The sequence below is a fragment of the Arthrobacter sp. GW460-12-1-14-TSB2 genome (assembly GCF_059423525.1).
Map to the genome: position 1 here is coordinate 134,961 of NZ_JBWKYC010000002.1, position 16,133 is coordinate 151,093.

22 protein-coding genes are annotated in these 16,133 nt (G+C 65.2%); 17 read left to right on the forward strand and 5 right to left on the reverse strand.

Features of this window, described 5'->3' with window-relative positions:
- Positions 1 to 16 precede the first annotated feature (16 nt).
- The 3 genes from AC07YR_RS03735 (at position 17) to AC07YR_RS03745 (ending at position 2,712) form a co-directional block, all read left to right on the forward strand.
- On the forward strand, positions 17 to 757 hold the full coding sequence (locus AC07YR_RS03735) for a DUF5998 family protein (protein WP_436057315.1): 741 nt from the start codon (positions 17 to 19) through the stop codon (positions 755 to 757).
- Between the two features lie 70 nt (positions 758 to 827).
- Positions 828 to 1,997: an alkaline phosphatase family protein gene (locus tag AC07YR_RS03740; protein ID WP_494733381.1), complete on the forward strand. Its 1,170-nt coding sequence runs from the start codon at positions 828 to 830 to the stop codon at positions 1,995 to 1,997.
- Complete coding sequence (locus tag AC07YR_RS03745) at positions 1,990 to 2,712, forward strand: thymidine kinase (RefSeq protein WP_436057316.1); 723 nt, start codon at positions 1,990 to 1,992, stop codon at positions 2,710 to 2,712. The genes AC07YR_RS03740 and AC07YR_RS03745 overlap by 8 nt, the downstream gene beginning before the upstream one ends.
- Here AC07YR_RS03745 and AC07YR_RS03750 read toward each other — a convergent pair.
- Both AC07YR_RS03750 and sepH read right to left on the reverse strand, forming a co-directional pair.
- The gene (locus tag AC07YR_RS03750; protein WP_436057317.1) at positions 2,630 to 3,325 is read right to left on the reverse strand and encodes a flavodoxin domain-containing protein; all 696 of its coding nucleotides are present in this window, start codon (positions 3,323 to 3,325) and stop codon (positions 2,630 to 2,632) included. The genes AC07YR_RS03745 and AC07YR_RS03750 overlap by 83 nt on opposite strands.
- Positions 3,326 to 3,360: 35 nt before the next feature.
- Positions 3,361 to 4,797, reverse strand: coding sequence for a septation protein SepH (sepH, locus tag AC07YR_RS03755; RefSeq protein WP_494733077.1), 1,437 nt, complete (start codon positions 4,795 to 4,797; stop codon positions 3,361 to 3,363).
- A gap of 354 nt (positions 4,798 to 5,151) precedes the next feature.
- Here sepH and AC07YR_RS03760 point away from each other — a divergent pair, with 354 nt between their 5' ends.
- Entirely contained in the window at positions 5,152 to 5,451 is a 300-nt protein-coding gene (locus AC07YR_RS03760; RefSeq protein ID WP_055802215.1) for a DUF4193 domain-containing protein, read from the forward strand.
- Between the two features lie 9 nt (positions 5,452 to 5,460).
- Here AC07YR_RS03760 and AC07YR_RS03765 read toward each other — a convergent pair whose 3' ends face one another.
- The gene (locus tag AC07YR_RS03765) at positions 5,461 to 5,949 is read right to left on the reverse strand and encodes a DUF3093 domain-containing protein (RefSeq protein ID WP_055802217.1); all 489 of its coding nucleotides are present in this window, start codon (positions 5,947 to 5,949) and stop codon (positions 5,461 to 5,463) included.
- 118 nt (positions 5,950 to 6,067) lie between these two features.
- On the opposite strand from AC07YR_RS03765, the gene dut reads away from it, so the two are divergent.
- The 4 genes from dut to AC07YR_RS03785 all read left to right on the forward strand — a co-directional run bounded on the left by dut (position 6,068) and on the right by AC07YR_RS03785 (position 8,586).
- Positions 6,068 to 6,616: a dUTP diphosphatase gene (gene dut / locus AC07YR_RS03770; RefSeq protein WP_028270827.1), complete on the forward strand. Its 549-nt coding sequence runs from the start codon at positions 6,068 to 6,070 to the stop codon at positions 6,614 to 6,616.
- Between the two features lie 95 nt (positions 6,617 to 6,711).
- Positions 6,712 to 7,419 (forward strand): DUF3710 domain-containing protein, encoded by a 708-nt coding sequence (locus tag AC07YR_RS03775; protein ID WP_436057319.1) that lies wholly within the window; start codon positions 6,712 to 6,714, stop codon positions 7,417 to 7,419.
- A complete protein-coding gene (locus AC07YR_RS03780) occupies positions 7,412 to 7,804 on the forward strand; it encodes a hypothetical protein (protein WP_436057320.1) in 393 nt (130 codons plus the stop codon). The genes AC07YR_RS03775 and AC07YR_RS03780 overlap by 8 nt, the downstream gene beginning before the upstream one ends.
- Positions 7,801 to 8,586 (forward strand): DUF3159 domain-containing protein, encoded by a 786-nt coding sequence (locus AC07YR_RS03785; protein WP_494733078.1) that lies wholly within the window; start codon positions 7,801 to 7,803, stop codon positions 8,584 to 8,586. The genes AC07YR_RS03780 and AC07YR_RS03785 overlap by 4 nt, the downstream gene beginning before the upstream one ends.
- A 35-nt stretch (positions 8,587 to 8,621) precedes the next feature.
- Here AC07YR_RS03785 and AC07YR_RS03790 read toward each other — a convergent pair whose 3' ends face one another.
- Together AC07YR_RS03790 and AC07YR_RS03795 are read right to left on the reverse strand one after the other, a co-directional pair.
- The gene (locus AC07YR_RS03790) at positions 8,622 to 9,389 is read right to left on the reverse strand and encodes a potassium channel family protein (RefSeq protein ID WP_055802224.1); all 768 of its coding nucleotides are present in this window, start codon (positions 9,387 to 9,389) and stop codon (positions 8,622 to 8,624) included.
- Positions 9,390 to 10,061: a potassium channel family protein gene (locus AC07YR_RS03795; protein ID WP_055802226.1), complete on the reverse strand. Its 672-nt coding sequence runs from the start codon at positions 10,059 to 10,061 to the stop codon at positions 9,390 to 9,392.
- Positions 10,062 to 10,285: 224 nt separating this feature from the next.
- Here AC07YR_RS03795 and AC07YR_RS03800 point away from each other — a divergent pair, with 224 nt between their 5' ends.
- The 9 genes from AC07YR_RS03800 to AC07YR_RS03840 all read left to right on the forward strand — a co-directional run.
- Complete coding sequence (locus AC07YR_RS03800) at positions 10,286 to 11,671, forward strand: recombinase family protein (protein WP_494733079.1); 1,386 nt, start codon at positions 10,286 to 10,288, stop codon at positions 11,669 to 11,671.
- A 164-nt stretch (positions 11,672 to 11,835) separates the two neighbouring features.
- Positions 11,836 to 12,243, forward strand: coding sequence for an ImmA/IrrE family metallo-endopeptidase (locus AC07YR_RS03805; RefSeq protein WP_494733080.1), 408 nt, complete (start codon positions 11,836 to 11,838; stop codon positions 12,241 to 12,243).
- A gap of 77 nt (positions 12,244 to 12,320) precedes the next feature.
- On the forward strand, positions 12,321 to 12,794 hold the full coding sequence (locus tag AC07YR_RS03810; RefSeq protein WP_494733081.1) for a hypothetical protein: 474 nt from the start codon (positions 12,321 to 12,323) through the stop codon (positions 12,792 to 12,794).
- 9 nt (positions 12,795 to 12,803) lie between these two features.
- A complete protein-coding gene (locus AC07YR_RS03815; RefSeq protein WP_494733082.1) occupies positions 12,804 to 13,697 on the forward strand; it encodes a RecB family exonuclease in 894 nt (297 codons plus the stop codon).
- The gene (locus AC07YR_RS03820) at positions 13,694 to 13,876 is read left to right on the forward strand and encodes a hypothetical protein (RefSeq protein WP_494733083.1); all 183 of its coding nucleotides are present in this window, start codon (positions 13,694 to 13,696) and stop codon (positions 13,874 to 13,876) included. Before AC07YR_RS03815 ends, AC07YR_RS03820 begins: the two co-directional genes overlap by 4 nt.
- 82 nt (positions 13,877 to 13,958) lie before the next feature.
- The gene (locus tag AC07YR_RS03825) at positions 13,959 to 14,795 is read left to right on the forward strand and encodes a hypothetical protein (RefSeq protein ID WP_494733084.1); all 837 of its coding nucleotides are present in this window, start codon (positions 13,959 to 13,961) and stop codon (positions 14,793 to 14,795) included.
- 129 nt (positions 14,796 to 14,924) lie between these two features.
- Positions 14,925 to 15,329 (forward strand): hypothetical protein, encoded by a 405-nt coding sequence (locus tag AC07YR_RS03830; RefSeq protein WP_494733085.1) that lies wholly within the window; start codon positions 14,925 to 14,927, stop codon positions 15,327 to 15,329.
- Between the two features lie 4 nt (positions 15,330 to 15,333).
- Positions 15,334 to 15,894, forward strand: a complete 561-nt coding sequence (locus tag AC07YR_RS03835; protein ID WP_494733086.1) for an HNH endonuclease — start codon at positions 15,334 to 15,336, stop codon at positions 15,892 to 15,894.
- A gap of 22 nt (positions 15,895 to 15,916) precedes the next feature.
- On the forward strand, positions 15,917 to 16,133 hold a 217-nt coding region (locus tag AC07YR_RS03840), incomplete at its 3' end, for a hypothetical protein (RefSeq protein ID WP_494733087.1).

The window sequence follows — 16,133 nt, forward strand, 5'->3', positions numbered from 1 at the left end:
CTGTGAAAATGGAGTCATGAGCCCCCAGCCTCCCACGTCGAAGCCGCACGCACCCCGACCCGGTCACCAGGCCTCACACGGGCATAGCGCACATGACCACGGTGTCCAGGGCCAGAGCCTTGAAGGCGCACTCCAGCAGGCAGGCTTCTACCCACGGCTGGTCGCCGATGTCGTTGATGACGCACTGGACGGCCGCGACTGCATGGCGCACCTTGTGCATCTTGAAACCCATTTCGACCGCGCGGAAGTACGCCGCCACATCACCGTGCTGGTGCTGACGGACGACATGCTGGTCATCGCCCATGTTGACGACCAGCAGCTCGACGAGGCCGGCGAGCAGATTGTCGCCCAGATTTCCACCGAATCAGTACCGGTGGCGCAGATCCGATCCGTGGTCCTGAGCTACATGTACGCCCAGCCGCAAAACTACAAGCCCTCGGATCCCGTGCGGGAACTCACCCTTTCCATCGCCTGGTCCGGCGGCCAGCGACTGGACATGGGGCCGGCCAGCTGCGGGGATCCCCAGTGCGAAGCGGACCACGGTTACAGCGGCACCATCGCCCAGGAGGACATCGTGCTGCGAATCAGCGCCGAAGCCGACGGCCTGCAGGCCGTCCAGGACGCCAAGCTGTTCGCGCGCGCCCTGCGCGCCGTCAACACCGGTTCGGCGCCCCTGCCGCACAGCGGCCTGGTGGCCGCGCCGCGTCCGCGCACCGGCGTTTTTGGAAACCGCCTCAGCCGCGGGCACCAGCGCTGAGATGATTCCCGGAAACAACTCTGAGCAGTCAGCTGTCGCCATCGCCGAGGGTGCCCCCGCTCCTTCGCCGATGCCCCCGGCGCCGGCTTTCGGCCAACGTTCCATCGCCGAAGTACTGACCAGCGCGGCGGCCAGCCTGGGGATTGAAGGCTTCGAGAACCGGCTGAACCTGCCTGCCGCCAAGCGGGTGTGCGTTGTCCTCGCCGACGGCCTGGGCCGCGGCCTGCTGAAGCAAAAATCGGCACACACCCCCTTCCTCCGGTCCGTGATGCAGCAGGGACAGGGAGCCGTTCCAGTGGCCCTGGATTCCGCCTTCCCCTCCACGACAGCCTCCTCCCTCGCCAGCTTCGGGACAGGGCTCCCTGCCGGCCAGCACGGAATGGTGGGCTATGACGTCCTCGATCCCGGGCAGGACAAAGTGGTCAACATGCTGGGCAACTGGGATGCCGGTGTGGACCCCCTCGAATGGCAGCCGTTTCCCACCGTGTTCGAGCGCGCCGCGGCCCACACCGACGTCACCACCATCAGCCTTCCGCAGTTCGGCGCCTCACCCATGACCCAGGCCGCCCTCCGCGGCGGCCGGTTCATCGCCGCCGAAACCCCGCACGCCAGGACTGCAGCGGCGGCGGAGGCCATGCTGGGCACCGACAGTTCCCTGATGTACTTCTACGTCAACGACCTGGACAAGGCGGGGCACCGCTACGGCTGCCAGTCCGCCCAGTGGGAACACCAGCTTGAAGAGCTGGACGCCACCGTACGCCGGCTCAACGCCACGCTTCCGCCGGGGACCACTGTCCTGTTGACCGCGGACCACGGCATGCTCGACGTCCCGGAATCGCAGCGGTTCGACTACTCGGCGGAACCGGCCCTCATCGCCGGCGTCCGGCATACCGCAGGGGAGCCGCGCATGGTCCACCTGTATCTGGAGCCCGACGCCGGTGATCAGGACCGGGCACTGCTGATTGAATCGTGGCGGAAACGTTTTGGAGACAGGATCTGGGCGTTCACCCGCGACGAGGCCGTGTCCGCCGGGCTCTTCGGCGACATCCGCCCGGAAGTCAGCGCGCGCATCGGCGATGTCATGATCGCCGCCCGGGACGCCCTGGCGCTCTACGACACGCGCCGCGTGCGCCCCGCCGCGCTGGAGGTCGTCGGGCAGCACGGGTCGCTGACCAAAGCCGAGCGGGAGGTTCCGCTGTTGTGCTTCCAGGCCCAAGGCCGAAAGGGAGCGCGTGGCTGAACTCGTCTTCTTCTCAGGAACCATGGACTGCGGAAAATCCACCCTCGCCCTGCAGATGGACCACAACCACCGGGCCCGCGGCCGCGGCGGCGTCCGGTTCAGCCGCAACGACCGTGCCGGCGGTGCCAGGATCTCCAGCCGGCTCGGACTCGAGACGGACTGCGTGGAAGTCCTGGACAGCACGGACTTCTGGGACGAGGTCATCCAACGCCGCACCCGCGGCCTGCGGGTGGACTACCTCATTTGTGACGAAGCCCAGTTCTACTCACCACTGCAGGTGGAACAGCTGGCCCGGATTGTGGACGAGATCGACGTCGACGTGTTTGCTTTCGGGATCAGCGCCGACTTCCGCACCCGCCTTTTCCCGGGATCGCAGCGGCTCATCGAGTTGGCGGACCGCGTCCAGGTCCTGCAGGTGGAGGCGCTGTGCTGGTGCGGACGCCGGGCCACCCACAATGCCCGCACGGTCGACGGCGTGATGGTCACCGAAGGTGCGCAGGTGGTGGTGGGCGACGTCGACATGGCCGGTGACCAGGCCCCCACCAGCGCGGCGGACCACGCCCCCGTGGTGGGCTACGAGACGTTGTGCCGGCGGCACTTCATGCGGCGGGTCACTGCCCACGGCGCCAACGTCATGGCCCAGCAGGACCAGCTGTTGCCGTTCGAGGTGGACGCCTGCCTGTGGAACGGTGCCGGGGAAACCCGGCCCGGCTGACCCGCTGCGCCGGGGGAGTGCCTGAGGATGCGGACGGAGCCGGCTGTGCCAGCCGGGTTGCTATCTCATCCGCCCAGGCGTCGACGGCCGTCCAGTCCCGCAAATCCCCGAATCGGCCGCCGGTGAGCCGGAACAAAACCCGGAGCAATGCAGGCATCTGGGCGGCCTGGTAGACACCTGAGAAGACTCTGTGGCCGCGAAGCGGAACGTCCTTTGCGAGAACTCCGGCGATACGCGCCTGTTGCACTGCGGCACCACGCTTGCGAAACGGCTTTGGCAGGGCATCCGCCATCCCGACGCTGAACGCCCAAACGGGTAATCCGGCCAGCTCGGGCGCATGGCGTGCAAAGAACAGGACCGCCTGGGGCAGCCAGGCCTGATTGTGGATGGCGCTGCCGACCACCACAGCCTTGTAGCCGGAGACAGCCTTGACGTCTTCCACGGACCGGCATTCGACCTCGCCCAGCCTCACCGCCATGCGGGAGGCCACACGTTGGGCTATCTCCCGGGTGGAACCCATCGCACTTGCGTAGGTGACAAGAACAGTCATGATGACGCCTCCAACCTTCCGCTCTCCAGTCTCATGGAAAGTTCGCTGGCTGGAAGGTGCCATTAGTCCCTATGCGGGCTCAGGCAGGGCGGAGCTGCTCAGTCGCCGCGTGCGCCGAAGACTATTTCATCCCAGCTGGGTACGCTGGAGCGCTTGGGTTTGGATGGCTGCCGTTCGGGCTGCTCTGCATCCCGGTCATTTCTGGGGGTGGCCGGTGCGTCGTCCCGGCTCCGGCGCGGGCTGCCTCCGCCCAGCAGTTCATCCAGACCCACGTTCGGAGCGGATTCGCGGTTCCAGCCGGTCTGGCGGGCACGTGCGGTTTCTTTGGCCGGGGCGGGTTCCGCGACGGCGGCTTCATCGGTGTCCGGGCCGGCGTCGCGTGCCGCCGGCGTGCTGCCGGAGTCTTCAGCGGACGCTTCGTCCGGGTCCGTCACCGGGCGCAGCGGGGAAGCCACGATGGTGATTTCGCGGGTTTCCGTGCTGACGCCGTCGTGGAGTTTCAGCCGTTCATCGTCGTCCCCGGTGTGCCGGGGAGCCAGGCTGAGCCGGGACAGCATTGACGCGCGGACTTCGCGCTTGCGGGTGAACGAGTCTCCCTTGGCGGCCGGAGCGTCGGTTTCTTCGCGGCTTTCCGTCCCGGTGGCGTCGTCATCGGCCTCGGGCTCCGCCACTACTTCGGAGGGGCGCGGGTGGGCCGCCGGAACACCGTTCGTGAGCAGTAGTGCCAAGGCGTCGTCGCCGTCCTCGTCCACACCGAGCCGCTGGCCGCGGCGTGAGCGGAGCATCTCGAGCAGGCCGTCCGAATCCTTGCCGGACTGGCCGGATGCCGTCCGGGCCGCGGCCGCTTCGGCGTCGGTCTCAAAGTCAAACGGGCGGTCGGAAACTGCGGACAGGCGGCGGGCCGGAACAGGACCGTCGAGCGGTTCCAGTTCGCTGAGCTGCTGCGCCCAGCGGTTGGCGTTCTGCAGGGATTTCCGCGCGGGACTGAAGGTCCACATGGCCGGCGGTTCCTCGCCGATGCTGGTGTGCGCGCCGGTACTGGTTTCGAAGCGTGCCACCACCGTCCAGGTGCCGTCCGGGCGCCGCCAGGAGTCCCACTCAACGGTGGAGGATTCGATGCCGTGGGCGTTGAGGCGGTGTGCCACCATGTCGCCGAGGGTAGCCGGGTTGTCGCCGAAGGCGGAGCGGTAGACGTCATGGCCCGGCGCAGGGGAAGCCACCTCGATTTTTCGCGCCTGCTGTGCCACGTAGTCTCGCTCGGCAAGTACGGGGCCTTCATAGCGCTGGACCTTGGCCAGTGGGATGCCCGAGAGTTCCGAAACTTCGGCGGCTGTGGCACCGCTTCTGATGCGTGCCTGGATGTCCCGCGGGGACATGGCAACAGGCGCAACTGCAGCGGCCGCTTTCGCCGGAGAGCGGCTGGCCGCGAGCCGAAGGGCTTCGTCGATCGGCAGCCGGAACATCTCGCCGCCGGTGCCGCTCAACAGGAGATGCTCCCCGTCGTCGTGGACGCCTACAAGCCGTAGATCCTGCATACAAATCCTCCACCCTGGCATTACTGACATTCGAAACTCTGCCACTCGGCAGTCGCAATTCGGGGGAGGGGAGAGGGCGCGCCGCGATATTCCGCGACTTTCCGGCCGTCAAGTCCTTTTATCCCGCCTCCGCCTTCCGTCGGGCAGGCTCGGGTGGGCGCCGCCCCGAAAAGCCCTCGCTTTCGCCCCCGCTTAGGGAAAATTGGCGCCTAAGTCGGGCACAAAACCAGGCAGGCCAGCGTTTACATCGGTGAACCGGCCCGGGGGACCAGCCCACGGACGATGTCCGTCCCTGAACGCGGCCACCGGCACCCGGCCATCAAACCGAAAAAATCGGAGTGTGAGCAAAAAATAATGGCGACAGATTACGATGCGCCGCGGAAATCAGAAGAGGACCTGAACGAAGATTCCATTGAGGAATTGAAGACCCGCCGCGCTGACAAGCCAACGGCAGTGGTGGATGAGGACGAATCCGATCTGGCCGAAGGCTACGAACTCCCAGGGGCGGACCTGTCCGGCGAGGAACTCCTGGTCCGCGTCCTGCCGGCCCAGGCTGATGAATTCACCTGCTCGTCATGCTTCCTGGTCCGTCACCGCTCGCAGATCGCCCGCGAAAAGGACGGGTTGCTCTTCTGCAAGGACTGCGAGGGTTGACAACGCGGCCTAGGCGCGGGTGAGGGCCGCCGTCAACTGTGCCGGGCGCCGCGTGGAGGTAAGCCAGTAAGGCGTGGGATCGGAAGGATCCGTGATGTCGATCCTGACCACCGGGTCCACCCAGCCCCGGATGCAGAGGTATGCCAGTCCGTTCAGGCGCGTGCCGCGTTCCGCCGTCGCCTCTTTGCCGGTGAACGGTGTCACGGTTCCTATGTACCGGCGTTCGATGGTTGCCCGCCCGACCTGGAGCGTGTCTGCCGTCACCGTTATCGACGGCGTGGACAGGATCAGCAGCACCGTGATGATGGTGAACAGCACCAGCGCTGCCGTGATGCCGGCCGCCATACTGATCGGAGCAAACACGAGGATGCCTGCGCCGGACAAGCCTGCTGCCACGAGCCAGATCCAAAGGTTGGGGTGGAGTTTCTCGCTATACAGAACGGCAGTTCCGCGGGGTGTGCTGTTGGGGGCAGGCACAGCTGCACTAGATTCCGGCATAGGCCCAGCTTTCCACTTTTCCCGGGGTATTTCACCTTGGCCCGGTACTGGCCGCCGCCCACGGCGGCCAGTACCGCGGCTAGGCCAAGGTGCGCCGCTCGCGTTAGAGTAAATGACTGTGACTGAAGAAACTGCAGCCGTGAGTACTTTGCCGCCGAACTCCCTGGAAGGCAGTGCCGCGGCCTACGGATCGCCCACGCTGTCGGTCCAGCTGAAAATGCTCGACGCGGGCCTCGAAGCCCCGTCCTACGCGCACCCCGGCGACGCCGGAGCGGACCTTCGTGCCCGCGAGGACGTAGTTCTTGAACCGGGTGAACGCCGGCTGGTGCCCACGGGCGTCTCCATCGCCCTGCCCAACGGGTATGTCGCCCTCATCCACCCGCGGTCCGGGCTCGCCACCAAGCACGGCCTGACAGTGGTCAACGCCCCCGGAACCGTGGACGCCGGATACCGCGGCGAGATCGCCGTGACGCTGCTGAACACGGACCGTGAGAAAGCCATCGAGCTGCGGCGCGGCGATAGAATTGCACAGATGGTCATTCAGCGCGTGGAGTACGCACAGTTTGTGGCCGTTGCGGAATTGAGCGACTCGGTCCGCGGTGACGGCGGCTTCGGTTCCACCGGTGGTTTCGGTTCCGCCGCCGGTTTCGGAACACCGCAGGCCTAGCCGCGGGCGCCGCCCGGCTCAGCCGGTGCTGCATGACTTACCGCGCGGCCCAGGGTGGCACGGCGGGAAATGATCACAACTAAGGAGACAACCCGATGGTTTTTGGGCGTGGCAAGAAGGCCAAGAAGGACCAGGCGGCAGAGCCCGGGGAAAGCCCGGAAACTGCAGGCTCCGCTGCCGAGGAGAGCACCGGCCGGGCCGTCACGGGGCCCTTTGATGTCTCGGAAGTCGACAGCACTGACGGCTACGTGGACCTTGGCGCCCTCCTGATTGCACCACGGGAAGGCCTCCAGCTCCGTCTCGAGATCGAGGAAGCCACCCAGCGGGTTGTGGCCGTGACCATGGACCTCGACGGTTCGAGCCTCCAGCTCCAGGCCTTCGCCGCACCCCGCACCGAGGGACTCTGGGATGAGATCCGTGAACAGATCGGCCAGTCCGTGGGAAGCCAGGGCGGGCAGGTCGAGGAGATTCCCGGAGTTTTCGGCACCGAGCTCGTGGCCAAACTTCCGGCAGGAACAGCCGACGGCGCGGGCGGCTACCGCGTGGCCCGCTTCATCGGCGTCGACGGCCCCCGTTGGTTCCTCCGCGGCGTGCTGGGCGGCGAAGCTGCCCTGGACCGCGATGCTGCGGCGAACCTGGAGTCGTTGTTCAGGCAGATCGTGGTGGTGCGGGGCGAGAGCCCGATGCCGCCGCGTGACCTGCTGCAGCTCCGCCTGCCGAAGGATTCCGCTCCGGCGCCGCTGCAGGGCGCACCTGAGTTCGAGCAACCCGAGCGCGGACCGGAGATCACCCAGATTGGCTGACCCGGCCGGCGAATATCCGCAGCCCGAGCTGTCCATCAGTGGATTGCCGGACCGTGGACGTGTGCTGTGCCGCGGCTTCATCGAATCGGTGACGTACGTACCGGCCACACAGGTTGCCAGCTTCACCGCAATCGTCACGGACCACGACCTGCCGCGCGCCCAGGGGGGCCTTGCCCCCGCCGCGGTGGAACCGCCGTCGGCACGGAGGCGCGGAGGACCCGGCCGGCGCGACCGGCTGCGGGTCGTGTGGCTCGGCCGGCGTCGGGTACCCGGCGTCGACCCCGGCTGCGAACTCCGGCTGGAAGGCATGCTGACGTTGCGCGACGGGCTGCCCACCATGTTCAACCCCCGCTACGAAATACTGTCCCGCCAGGAGAACCAATGACGCCGTCCGAGACCCCGGATCCCGCTGCCGGGCGCGCCGCGTCCGAACCGGTCAAACCACCAGTGGCCGACCTCGCGGAAGGCTACGCAGTCAAGGCCGGCCTGCATCGGACGAAGGACGGCAGCATCGACGTGCTCAAGACTGCGGGCGGCGTCCAGGGCATTGCCGAGAGCATCGTTCCCGGACTCACCTTCCTCGTCGCGTTCACCATCACCCGCGACCTCACCCTGTCCCTGATCGGCGCCTTGGCTGCGGCCGCCGCCTTCACCATTGCCCGGCTGGTCCAGCGGCGTCCGTTGACCCAGGCGCTGGCCGGGATAGTCGGCGTCGGAATTTCCGCGTGGCTGGCGAACACCACCGGCAAGGCGGAAAACTTCTACGTCCTGGGATTCTTCACCAATGCCGCCTACATTGCAGGCATGGTGGTGTCCATAGCATTGCGCTGGCCCATCGCCGGCCTGCTGTTCGGCTTCATCAGGAACGAAGGCCTGGAGTGGCGCAAGGACCCGGCCCGGGTCAGGGCCTACCGCCTGGGCACGTGGATCATCGTGGGCGTCCTGGCCCTGCGGCTGCTGGTGCAGGTGCCGCTCTACCTCCTCGGCGAGCAGGGCCTGGCCGGCCTCGCCACCACACGGCTCCTGATGGGCGCCCCGCTGTACATCCTGGGCATCTGGGTTGCCTGGCTCATCACCAGGCCCGTTGCTGCCGCGGTGCCGCCGGCGCAGCCCGGTGAACCTTCGCAGCCCGGCGCACCGCAGCAAGGTCCTCCGCCGGCGGCGTAGCCGCCGGCATTAGCTGTCTGACGCAGACGGCGGACTTAGCCGTCGAAGCCGTCGTCCTCGGGGGCCTGCTGCTCCCGGGGCTGGGCGGCCGCCGGTTCATTGTCGTCCTCCTGTGAACCGTGCGTGTCCGTGTCCCGGTCCTGCTGTTCAGGGGACAGCAGGGCCCTGAGGTCGTCTTCGGCAGCAATGGTGGTGACGAAAAACAGTTCGTCCCCGCCGTCGAGCACATCGTCCCGGCTGGGCGTGATGGGGGCCTGGTCACGAAGAATCGCCACCAGGGTGGAGTCCTCGGGCCAGTCAATGTCTCCCACCGTCAGTCCGATGACGTGCGAGTCGTGGGGCACCGTGAACTCGACCAGCGACGAAACCCCGGTCTGCAGCGTGAGCAGCCGGACGAGGTCGCCGATTTCCACCGCTTCCTCCACAAGCGCGGTCATCAGCTGCGGGGTGTTGACTGCGACGTCGACGCCCCAGGAATCGTTGAACATCCAGTCATTCTTGGGGTTGTTGACGCGTCCCACCGTCCGGCCAACGCCGAACTCGGTCTTCGCCAGCAGGGACACCACAAGGTTCACCTTGTCATCACCCGTGGCTGAAACCACCACTTCGGCGTCCTCGAGCTTGGCGTCCTGGAGCGTGCTCAGTTCGCAGGCGTCGCCCACAAGCCAATGGGCGCCACGGAGCCCGCTGCGGCCGATCACTTCCGGTTTCAGGTCGATCAGCAGGATTTCGTGTTTGTGGGCAAGGAGCTCACGGGCGATCGAGGAACCGACGCTGCCTGCCCCGACGATGACGACTTTCACTTACTGCTCCTTGGGGGGTTCTTTGGCAAGAATGTGGCCTACCTCGGCGCTGCGGTCCACGCGCAACATGGCGTGGACGGTGTCGCCCTCCTGATAGGACGTAGCGGCGGCCGGCAGCATGCCTTCGCCGAACCGGGTCAGGTAGGCAACCCGGATGCCGGCCGCCTTCTCGATCTGGGCGACGGAGTGCCCGATCCAGGCCGGGTCAAGGTCGATTTCAGCGAGGACCAGCCGGCCGGAGGGCTCACGGAAATCACCGGCGAGGTGCTGTTCGGGCAGGATCCGGCGCAGCACCTGGTCTGCGCTCCAACGCACCGCCGCGACCGTGGGAATGCCCAGGCGCTGGTAGATCTCGGCGCGGCCGGGGTCGTAGATCCTGGCCACGACGTGGGGCACGTGGAAGGTTTCGCGGGCCACCCGGGTCGCCAGGATGTTGGAGTTGTCACCGCTGGACACGGCGGCGAAGGCGTACGCCTCACTGACGCCGGCCTGCTTCAGGGTCTCCCGGTCGAACCCGACGCCGGTGACCTTGCGACCGGAAAACCCGGTGCGGAGCCTGCGGAAGGCACGGTCGTCCTGGTCGATGATCGCCACCGAATGGCCAGCATCCTCGAGGGTGTGCGCCAGCGTGGCTCCCACACGCCCACATCCCATGATCACGAAGTGCGCCACCCGTGCCTCCTCAGTCTTTTTCCAGTTGCTGCGTAAGACTCTACCGGCCGTCGGCGCCACTCTGCCCGCTGCCCGCAACTTCGGCCCGCCGCCGCGCGGGCGCCGCGGAGGGGCCCCGGAGCGAACGGCCACCCGCCGTCATGACATCGCGTCCGAATCAGACTAGCTTTGTGGAGTGCTGACAAATAGGCAGTTGCACGCTACATAAACTACCCTTTGTTTGCATGGGACTTCGCGCTTTCATATACGCTCGCATCAGTCAGGACCGGACCGGCGCCGGTCTCGGCGTGAGTCGCCAGGAAGAGGACTGCAGGCTGCTGGCTAAGCGGCTGGGGGCCGAGGTGATTGAAGTATTCACCGACTCCGACATCAGCGCCTACTCAGGCAAGCGTAGGCCAGCTTATGAGGCAATGCTAAGCGCGATGCAAACTGGCGCCGCCGACATCATTCTCTGCTGGCACCTTGACCGGCTGACCCGCTCGACCCGCGACCTCGAAACTTACATCGACATCAGCGAGAAGAGTGGGATAGCAACACACGCCGTACAGGCCGGCGAGCTTGACTTGGCGACACCATCCGGCAGGGCGGTAGCCCGGACGCTGGGGGCGTGGGCTCGATACGAAAGTGAGATGAAGTCGGAACGTCAGAAGCGGCAACGGCAACAGGCCCGAGAGAATGGCAAGTGGACTGGCGGCGTGGTTCCTTTTGGCTGGTCGAATGTCGACGGCAACCCCGTCGTCAACGAGGTGCAGGCGAATCTACTCCGCCACGCCGTCGACCAGATTTATCTGGGCGCGACGATGAGCAGCCTAGTGCGCCACTTCGACGCAAGCGGCGAGCTGTCGCCACGCGGGGCTAAGTGGAATCACGTCAGCCTGCTGCAGATGCTGATCCGGCCGAAGATTGCGGGCATGCGGGAAGTCGATGGCGAGATCGTCGATGACCCGGTATTTCCGGCAATCATCGGGGAAGAAAGGTGGCGCGGAGTTCGTGCGCTGCTCAAGGCGCCGGAGCGCAGGACCAGCTTCGACAACAGCGGCCGCTGGCTGCTCAGTGGCCTGGCGTTTTGCGAGTGCGGCTCCACGGTGAAGATCGGGGCGACTCGTGACCACCGTGGCGGGCGGCGCGGCGTCTATCGCTGCAAGCTCATTGGCCCGGGGCATGTGAATCGCAACGCGGAGAACGTCGACCGCTACGTCAACATGCTAGTTCCGACGCTACTGCGCAAGCGCGGCTCCGGAATAGCGGAGGCGCTACAGCGGCCGCAGCGGGCTGCGTCGGGTGACCTTGAAGCGGAGGCTAAGGCACTGCGTGCCCGCCTCATAGAGGCGGCGTCAATGGCTTCTGAGGGGGTGCTAAGCATGGCCCAACTTGGAGTTATGAGCAAGAAGCTAAACGCGTCCCTGGCCGAACTTGAAGCGGCCATGGATGAGGCGAAGATCGCCCACTCCGCCAGCTTCGATTCTGCGGTCTGGGACAAGCTGACGCTCGAGCAGAAGCGGACGATCATCCGCGACACGATCAAGGTGACGATCATGAAAGTCGGCTCCGCCGGTCGCCACTTCGACTACAGCAGCATCAAGGTTGAGATGGCAGAGGGGTCACCCTAAAGCAGGGTGCGAGTCAAATGTGACAAAAACACGCAATGGTTACCGAAAGGTAACTAAAGTGAATGGTGTTCTGTTATCCAAACGTTGTAGTAATCAGCTTTTAGTGTCGTACCTCCATGATTTGGTTGCAGCATCAACCACTCACATCCCTTGGGGGGACCGCTTTGCCGCACCGCTTTCAGAACTACGATCCACTCCGCCACCTGCTCATGATGGGGGTTAGGGTCGAGTTTGTGCCCGACCTTGAGGTGCCCGGGCTTTACTATCACGACGAGCGGCTGGTTGAGATTCGCGCCGGGCTTGACCCGAATGTGGAGCGCAGCGTGCTAGCCCACGAGGCGGCGCACGCTGAGATGCGCCACGAGCCACAGGACATATGGTGCAGGGAACTCCGCCAAGAGAGGCTCGCCTCGGCAATGGCGGGTCGCAACTTGATCGACCACCACGAGATGGTGCGTTTGCAGCGGCATGGCATGAGCGAGAGAGACATGTGCCGCGAGTTGCGGGTTGCTCGCGTCATACTGCGGGCGTACTTGTGGCTGAGTGCCCCTGCCTGGCAGCTGGCCGCATGACAACTGAATAAGCAGTACCTAAAAGCGAGTCCCTCCGGGCTCGCTTTTTTCATGACCAAAATCAACGAGAGGGCCAGATGACACTGACCAGGACATATCGCTACAGCGACAACGGCTACGACGACCTGACCATTAGCGAGTCGGCTCAGAACGACGAGGACGTGTACATCTGCGGCGCCGAGGACGGGCTTTATGTCACTCCGGCCAATAGCGTTCCGCTGGCAGTGAATGTGCTCGGCCATGACCTCGACGAGGAAGACCGGCACGCCGACTCGGTAAGCGTCGAGGACGCGGTCGTTAGCGTTGCGCAGACGCCGATGACTCGCGACTTTCAGCTGAGGCAGGCGGCAGCACTACTCAAGGCGGTGATCGCCTACGACAAGCGGGCCATCCGCCTTGCTACCGCCGAGAAGCGGCGTGAAGCAGCCGCTCAAGCGCTAACAGACGCGGTCATCCGCCTTCGCAATGACGGCCCCGGCGCGTTCACTGGCGACGAGATCGGCAAGCTGCGCGAGGCCCTCGGCCGCTACGACGCATCACTCGCCAACTAAAGGAGCGCAATGCCAGAGCCCGAACCACCCCCCATCCGCAGGTCAGTTTCGCAGCTGACCTCCTACGCACAATGCGCCGAAAGCTACAGATTGCAAAAGGTCGCCAAGGCGCCTTCGCGGCCCGCCTCCTGGTTCACGATGGGGACCGCAGCTCACGAGGCAATCGAAAAGTGGGAGACCACCGGCCGCGAGCATCCCGACGACTGGGCAGTAGACCTCTTCCACAAGGCCTACGACGAGGGCATCGAGCAGCAGCTTGCCCGGTGGCCCGAATGGGAAAGCTGGATGACAGGCGGCGCCAAGAAGGGCGAGCAAGATAAGGACGACCGCAGGGTTGTCGGCGCCTATCAGGTCCGCGAGTACATCAACTACGCCCTTGAGCATGCCGCCGAGTGGCGGGTCATCGCGTCGGAGGTCGAGTTCGTCATCGAGCTTGGCGGCGTCGAAGTCCTCGGCTACATCGACCAAGTCAGGCAGTACGCCGACGGCTCCATCGAGGTTGACGACCTCAAGGGCGGCTCGACGATTCCCGGCTCAGCGTTCCAGCTGGGCGTCTACGGCCTGGCGGCCGAGGAGTATCTGGGCGTCAAGCCAGCGACCGCCGCCTTCATCAAGTTGGCGCGGCCCGCAACTGCGCGAGGGAAGGCGAAGCCTGTACTCGAACTGCGCCACGACCTTGGCCCATGGACTCGCGAGCACATTACCCAGTTGTTCCGCGACTTCGACAAGGCCGAGCGCCAAGGCCTCTACCTCCCGAATCCACAGGACCAATGCGAACGCACTTGCGGCGTCGCTCAGTGGTGTTCGGTGCCGGGCAAGGGCCACGGCGAATCGGCCGCAATGTTCAGCATGATCCGCAAACGCGAAGACTACTTCGCAGCACAGAAAGAGGTTGCCGCATGAGCGACACGATCACCAACAAGCCAGCAGCTCAGCTTTTGATTGCCATCAACAAGCTGGCGTCGGGCTTCAACTCGCATCCGCGTCTCGGCATTTACGCCGGCACCGTGCCCGAGGTCACTGTCGCCAAGCGGCGGGCGAAGAACAGGGCGGCCCGCAAAGCTCGGCGTGCCAATCGCTAGCGGCGTGTGGGTGGCGCCGGTCGGCACGAAGCTTGGCGAGAGTGGCTGGCAGCGCATTGGAACCACAGCCAATGGCGTCACGATGACAGAGCCGTTCACGCTGAGCTCCGACAGGGCCGCCATTTGGTTTGACGAGAGTGGTGAATGGTCGGCCAAGGGCTGGAAGCCCGCTGGTTTCGCCAACGAGACGCCAGCCTGGCTGCGGCCAAGGGCCGACCCACTGACCGATCACATGCTCCAACTGCAGGACATCGTCAACAAGGCGTCCCGCGACTATTCCATCAAGTATCCAGCCACCTGGTCGACAGGCATCAGGGAGCAGCAGTGGCTGGATGCTGTCGAGAATTACGCCATGCCGCAGCGTTTCTTCGTCGGCATTGACGAAGCAACTTTCAACGAGAGGAGCAAGCCCATGGGCTTGACCAAGAGTCACGAATACACCGACAGCGATGGCGACACTATCGAAGTCTCCGAGGCTACATCATGGGGCGTCGATGTCACGGCGCTGCTCGAGGCCACCGACAAGGAGGGCGGCCAGTCCGCCGCTGTTTACGTCAATGCAGCTGACAGCGTCCCGCTGGCGCTCAACGTGCTGGGCTACGACCGGCCCGGCATTCTTGGCGGCTTCAACACCACCATTGGCGCCGGGTTTTCGAGCGGAGTGGTCATCGGCTCCACGGAGCACCGCGACCGGATTCTCGCCACGGCCGTCGCCTACCTCAAGTCGGTTGACCGCCACGACCAGCGGGCCGATGAGCGCAAGGCCATCAAGACTCGCGCCGACGAGGCTCGCGACAGGGTGCTCGAGCGCCTGACGACGGTTGCCGATTGCGGCATCTCGCCGACCAGCCTGAAGACAGTCACGGCGGCAATCGCCGAGTACGAGTCGGCCTACGCCGACCTCGCTGCGTCTAGCTAGCTAGCGGCCAGGGGTGAGCGCCAGCTCGCCTCCCCAATTCCGAGGCAGTCGTCAACGTGGCGGCTGCCTTTTCTGTGCCCGCGTATCGGGCGACATGTTTACCAGTTACACCAACGAGAGGTATTTCCCTTGAGCTTTTTCAACACCACTTCTGGCACGTCCGTCAAGTTCGAAGCACAGAACGTCGAGTTCGTCGCCCAGGTGTCCGGCCCCGTGATTACTCAGCAGGACACGGTGTTTGGCAGCCGCGACCAGTTGGCCACCTTCCCGAACGGTGACCCGAAAATGAAGGCGCTTGTCCCGCTGACCACCGAATCCGGCGAGTCGAAGACTTTGCACGTACCGCAGGGCTCCCGCCTGCAGAAGGCAATCGGCGCAGCCCTCGCAGCAGCCGGCGTCGGCGACCTTGAGATCGGCGGCGTGCTGGGCGTGGCGTGGACCGGGTTTGCCCAGGGCCGCAACCCGGCTCAGCCGCCCCGCGAGTACGCAGCCCGCTACATCCCCGCAGCCGAGGTTGCGGCTTCGGCCGAGTAGCGCCATGACAACCGAGGAACGGCCCGCTGCCGAAGAGTGGCGGGCCGTCGTTGGCTCCAATGGCTGGTATGAGGTATCCAATCGCGGTCGCGTTCGGTCGTGGAAGGCGCGTAGTCAGCGAGGCTGGCTGAACCGATCCAAGGTGCCCAAACTCCTCAAGTCGCCCGCGAATAGCAGTGGCTACCCGCAAGTCAGGGTCAAGGTGGAGAGCGGTTACCGCACTGCGGCGGTCCACGTCCTGATGGCTGAGGCATTCCTCGGGCCACGCCCCTCCGGCGACATCCATGTCTGCCACTACGACGGGAACCCCGCGAACAACCATCTAGAGAACCTGCGCTACGACACTCGGCTGGAGAACGTAGCGGACATGATTCGCCACGGAACATTCGCGCTAGGCGAAGTCAACGGCAAGAGCAAGCTGAACCAGGCGCAGGTACTCGAGATCAAGGCCCTCCTCCGGGAGGGCGGCACGCGGCGAGGAATCGCCAGCATGTATGGAGTGACCCACTCTGCCATCAACTCCATCGCCAGCGGAGAGAGCTGGGGCTGGCTAAAGGCCGCCTAGTAACAACTGAGAGGAGTCCGACTTGTCGGACACGAAGACCATCATTGAAGCCCCACTAGTTTTGACACTCAAATGCTCCGACGACAGGGACGCTCCGTGGCTCGTGATGCGGGCCACTAACCTCCAGCAGCTTGAGTCAATGCTGCAGGAGCTCGAAGCATCCAGCGTGCCGGTCGACATTGGCCGCGTGGCTGCAAGCTTTCAGAATAAGGCGCTCATCGGGGCGCGGCTGGAAGCCG